General features: G+C 65.6%; 4 protein-coding genes. 3 read left to right on the top strand and 1 reads right to left on the bottom strand.

Translation table 11 applies throughout. The features are described from left to right. Positions 1-703: LysR substrate-binding domain-containing protein (locus F6S12_RS29855; protein WP_315869693.1), on the bottom strand; the 703-nt coding region annotated here is incomplete at its 3' end. A 287-nt stretch (positions 704-990) separates the two neighbouring features. On the opposite strand from F6S12_RS29855, the gene F6S12_RS29860 reads away from it, so the two are divergent. The 3 genes from F6S12_RS29860 (at position 991) to F6S12_RS29870 (ending at position 4,619) form a co-directional block, all read left to right on the top strand. Beyond that, the gene (locus F6S12_RS29860) at positions 991-2,316 is read left to right on the top strand and encodes an MFS transporter (protein ID WP_019095130.1); all 1,326 of its coding nucleotides are present in this window, start codon (positions 991-993) and stop codon (positions 2,314-2,316) included. 98 nt (positions 2,317-2,414) lie between these two features. After that, positions 2,415-3,806 (top strand): FAD-dependent oxidoreductase, encoded by a 1,392-nt coding sequence (locus tag F6S12_RS29865; protein WP_011062248.1) that lies wholly within the window; start codon positions 2,415-2,417, stop codon positions 3,804-3,806. A gap of 108 nt (positions 3,807-3,914) precedes the next feature. Beyond that, a complete protein-coding gene (locus F6S12_RS29870; RefSeq protein WP_011062247.1) occupies positions 3,915-4,619 on the top strand; it encodes a YebC/PmpR family DNA-binding transcriptional regulator in 705 nt (234 codons plus the stop codon). The last annotated feature ends 38 nt before the right edge of the window (positions 4,620-4,657 follow it).

The following is a 4,657-nucleotide window of genomic DNA, read 5'->3' on the forward strand; positions in this document are numbered from 1 at the left end:
CAATGCCCACCACCACTGCTTCGCGCGCGGCTTCGCGACCTTCCACCTGGATGGTCGGGCGGATGCGCAGGCCGGCGCGGTTCATTTCCTCTTCCAGGGTCTGGCGGGTTACCGAGCCGACCTCCCGCAGCACCAGGGGCGTGTCGTCCAGGTCGGCGAGGCAGATGGACTGGCGGCCGGCCCAGGGGTGGTGACGGGAGACGAACGCCACCATCGGGTCGTTGCGCAGGGTCAGAGACAGCAGGCGCTCGTCGTCCACGGCCCGCCCCAGCAGAGCCAGGTCGGCCTGGTAATTGAACAGGCGCAGCAGCGATTCATCGGTGTTGCCGGTTTCGATCTTCACATTGATCCCGGGGTACAGCTCGCAGAATCGAGCGATCTGCGGCAGCACATGCACCGGGGCATCCACCGCCAGTACCAGGCTGCCGGTCTGCAAGGCCCGGGACTCCTGCAGCAGCTCCTTGGCTTCGGCTTCCACCACGAACAGGCGCTGGGTGATGGCCAGCAGGCGCTCGCCCAGGTCGGTCAGGCGCACCGAGCGCTTGTTGCGATGAAACAACAGCACCCCGAAGCGCTCTTCGAGCTTGCGCACCTGGTCGGAAATCGCCGGCTGCGTCAGGTACAGGCGTTCGGCCGCCCGGGTGAAGCTGCCGTGCACCGCCACGGCGTGGAAGGCTTTCAATTGGGCGTGGGAAACCGACATGGGCCAAACCTCTTACAAGCTGAGCTTATATTTGAAATACGATAAATCGATTTCATTTATTAGTCAGTAATTGCTTCCATCCTTGCAAGCCTAGTGACCGGTCGGTCGACCGGCACCGGGCCCTGATGCCTGTGTGTGCAGCTTCGGCCCCCGAAACGGGCCGGCAACAGGACTCATCTGACCAGCAGCGCCCGCCGCGAGGGCCCTGCTGCAGTGCTCAAGAATAAAAAAACACAGGCGTTTGCTTCGCATCCTGCCGGCACACTCACCCTGAGGTCAGAACCACAATGAACAAGCAGATCGGCACCATCAAACGTTGGCGCGTGCAGATTTTCGCCATCACCTGGATCGCCTACGCGGCGTTCTACTTCACCCGCAAAGCCTTTTCCGTCGCCAAGCTCGGGATCGCCGACGATCCCGACTTCACCCTCGACAAGATGGCCATGGCCAACCTCGACGCCATCTACCTGGCGGCCTACGCCGTGGGGCAGTTCACCTGGGGCATCTTCGCCGACCGCTTCGGCCCGCGGGTGGTGGTGCTGGGCGGCTTGCTGATTTCCGCCGCTGCGGCGCTGGTGATGGGCAGCTTCGCCACCTTGCCGGTGTTCGCCACCTGCATGCTGGTCCAGGGGCTGGCGCAGTCCACGGGCTGGTCGGGGCTGTGCAAGAACATCGGCAGTTTCTTTCCCGCCGGGCAGCGCGGCAGGGTGCTGGGGCTGTGGAGTTCCTGCTACGCCTTCGGCGGCCTGGTGGCCTCGCCCTTTGCCGGCTGGTGGGCCTATACGCTGATCGGCACCTGGCACGCGGCGTTCATTTCCAGTGCGGTGGTGGTGGGCCTGACCGCGGTGCTGTTCTTCATCTTCCAGCGCAATACCCCGGAGGACGTGGGCCTGCCGGCCGTGGAGCCATTGCCCCCGCAGAGCGCCGAAGAAGACGCCGCCGAACGGCGCATGAGCGTCTGGGAACCGCTGCGCGAGATCCTGCGCAATCGCACGGTGCTGATCCTCGGGCTGTCGTACTTCCTGCTCAAGCCGGCGCGTTACGCGATCCTGCTGTGGGGGCCGGTGATCGTCTACGAACAGATGCCCTCGGTGGGCAAGGTGGGGGCGGCGATCGTGCCCACCAGCTTCGAGCTGGCCGGGCTGCTGGGGCCGGTGATGATCGGCCTGGCCTCGGACAAGCTGTTCGGCGCCCGGCGCATGCCGGCCTGTGTCATCAGCCTGCTGGCGCTGACCCTGTCCCTGGCGCTGTTCATGGGCGCTCTGCATACCGGCAGCGTCGTGCTGGTGATGGCCCTGCTGTTTTTCATGGGCCTGACCCTGTACGGGCCGGACTCGATGATCTGTGGCGCTGCAGCCATCGACTTCGGCTCGGCCAAGGCCGGGGCCACCGCGGCCGGTTTCGTCAATGGCTGCGGCTCGGTGGGCGCGGTGCTGGGTGGCCTGCTGCCGGGTTACTTCGACACGGTCACGGTGTTCATCGTGTTTGCCGCCTGCGCCCTGGTCTCGGCCCTGGTGCTGGTGCCGTACTGGAACAGCCGGCCCCAAGGGCTCGAGCCGGTGCGCGCACTCGTTCCCAATGGACCTTTGCTGATCAAACCGCTGCGTACCTGACTTTCGGGCCTCTTCGCCGGCAAGCCGGCTCCTACGAAGGCTTGTAGGAGCAGGCTTGCCAGCGAACCCACTCGCCGTTTTTTACCTGGAGACTCACCATGCGACCTTTCTGGCTGGAACAGGCCCTGCAACAGCAACCCTCACCGGCGTGCCCGCCACTGTCGGGCGATACCACCTGCCAGGTGGCGATTGTCGGCGGCGGCTACACCGGGCTGTGGACCGCCATCATGCTCAAGGAGCAGAACCCCGGGCTGGACGTGCTGCTGATCGAGGCGGATATCTGCGGCGCCGGTGCCAGTGGGCGCAACGGCGGCTGCGCGCTGTCCTGGTCGGCCAAGTACTTCACCCTGGAGCGGCTGTTCGGTGTCGAGGAGGCCGTGCGCCTGGTCAAGGAATCCGAGCAGAGCATCTATGCCATCGGCGCCTTCTGCGAGCGCTACGGGGTGGATGCCCAGTACCGCCTCGACGGCACTTTGTACACGGCCACCAACCCGGCCCAGGTCGGCTCCACCGATGGCGTGATCGCTGCGCTGGAGCGCCGCGGCATCAACTCCTTCGACAAGCGACCCCTGGCCGACGTGCAGCGCATGGCCGGTTCCAGCCAGCATCTGGAGGGCTGGTATTCGCCGGCGGCGGCCAGCGTACAGCCGGGCCTGCTGGTGCGCGGGCTGCGCCGGGTGGCCCTGCAACTGGGCGTGAGGATTCATGAGAACACCGCCATGACCGGGCTGGAGGAGGGGCGCCCGGCGCTGTTGCGCACGCCCCTGGGGCAGATCCGCGCCGAGCGCGTGGTACTGGCGATGAATGCCTGGATGGCCCGGGCCTTCCCGCAATTCGAGCGCAGCGTGGCGATTGTTTCCAGCGACATGCTGATCACCGAGCCGCGGCCCCAACTGCTGCAGCAGATCGGCCTGACCAGCGGCGTGACGGTGCTGGATTCGCGGATCTTCGTGCACTACTACCACAACACCCCGGACGGTCGGATCATGCTCGGCAAGGGCGGCAACACCTTCGCCTACGGCGGGCGGATGCTGCCGGTGTTCGACCAGCCGTCGCCCTACGCCGGCTTGCTCAAGCGCAGCCTGGGGCAGTTCTTCCCGGCCTTTGCCGACGTGCCGGTGGCGGCCACCTGGAATGGCCCGTCGGATCGCTCGGTGACCGGCTTGCCGTTCTTCGGCCAGATGAGCCGCGCGGGCAATGTGTTCTACGGTTTCGGGTATTCCGGCAGCGGCGTCGGCCCCTGCCATATGGGCGGGCAGATCCTCGCCTCCCTGGTGCAGGGGCTGGACAACCCCTGGACTCGCTCGCCGCTGGTCAATGGCCCCCTGGGCTACTTCCCGCCGGAGCCGATCCGCTACCTGGGTTCGCTGGTAGTGCGCAACGCCATCCGCCGCAAGGAACGGGCCGAGGACCATGGGCGCCGGCCGCGGCACCTGGATGTGCGCCTGGCGCGTTTCGCTGCGGCGGCCGGCAAGGCCGACAAGGGCTGAAGCCTGCCAGCCACTGACTTTTTGGTCGATCAGGGCCTTGAGGACGTATAAACTTGCCCATCGCGTCGGCCAAATCCAACTCGACGCCATAGATCAAGAGAGTGAGTAATGGGCGCACAGTGGAAGGTTAAACACAAAGAAGCAGCAGCCAATGCCAAGGGCAAGATTTTCGGCAAGCTGGTCAAAGAGATCACCATCGCCGCACGTAACGGCGCTGACACCGCCACCAACGCCCACCTGCGGCTGGTGGTGGAACAGGCGAAAAAGGCTTCGATGCCCCGCGAGACCCTGGAGCGTGCCATCAAGAAAGGCTCGGGCCAGCTGGGCGAGACCGTGCAGTACCACCGCGTGACCTACGAAGGTTTTGCCCCGCACCAGGTACCCCTGATCGTTGAATGCGTGACCGACAACATCAACCGTACCGTGGCGGAAATCCGCGTGGCGTTCCGCAAGGGCCAACTGGGCGCTTCGGGTTCGGTGTCCTGGGATTTCAACCACGTGGGCATGATCGAGGCCTCGCCGGACAGCCCGGACGCCGATCCGGAACTGGCCGCCATCGAGGCCGGTGCCCAGGACTTCGAGCCGGGCGAAGAGGGCGCGACCCTGTTCCTGACCGAGCCTGCGGACCTGGATGCGGTACAGAAAGCCCTGCCCGAGCAAGGTTTCACCGTGCTTTCGGCCAAGCTGGGCTACCAGCCGAAGAACCCGGTCAGCGGCCTGAGCGATGAGCAGATGGCTGAAGTCGAGGCGTTCCTCGAAGGCCTGGACAACCATGACGACGTGCAGGACATGTTCGTCGGCCTGGCAGGCTAAGGCGATTCGCCGGCCAGCCGGCTCCTGCATACCGCTGT

It is taken from the genome of Pseudomonas sp. JV245A (genome assembly GCF_032424515.1).
Lineage (GTDB): Bacteria > Pseudomonadota > Gammaproteobacteria > Pseudomonadales > Pseudomonadaceae > Aquipseudomonas > Aquipseudomonas protegens.

What these genes read in the sequence shown, in the direction of transcription:
- F6S12_RS29865 (WP_011062248.1), top strand. Translation starts at nt 2,415, where the DNA reads ATGCGACCTTTCTGGCTGGAACAGGCCCTGCAACAGCAACCCTCACCG.
- F6S12_RS29860 (WP_019095130.1), top strand. Translation starts at nt 991, where the DNA reads ATGAACAAGCAGATCGGCACCATCAAACGTTGGCGCGTGCAGATTTTC.
- F6S12_RS29870 (WP_011062247.1), top strand. Translation starts at nt 3,915, where the DNA reads ATGGGCGCACAGTGGAAGGTTAAACACAAAGAAGCAGCAGCCAATGCC.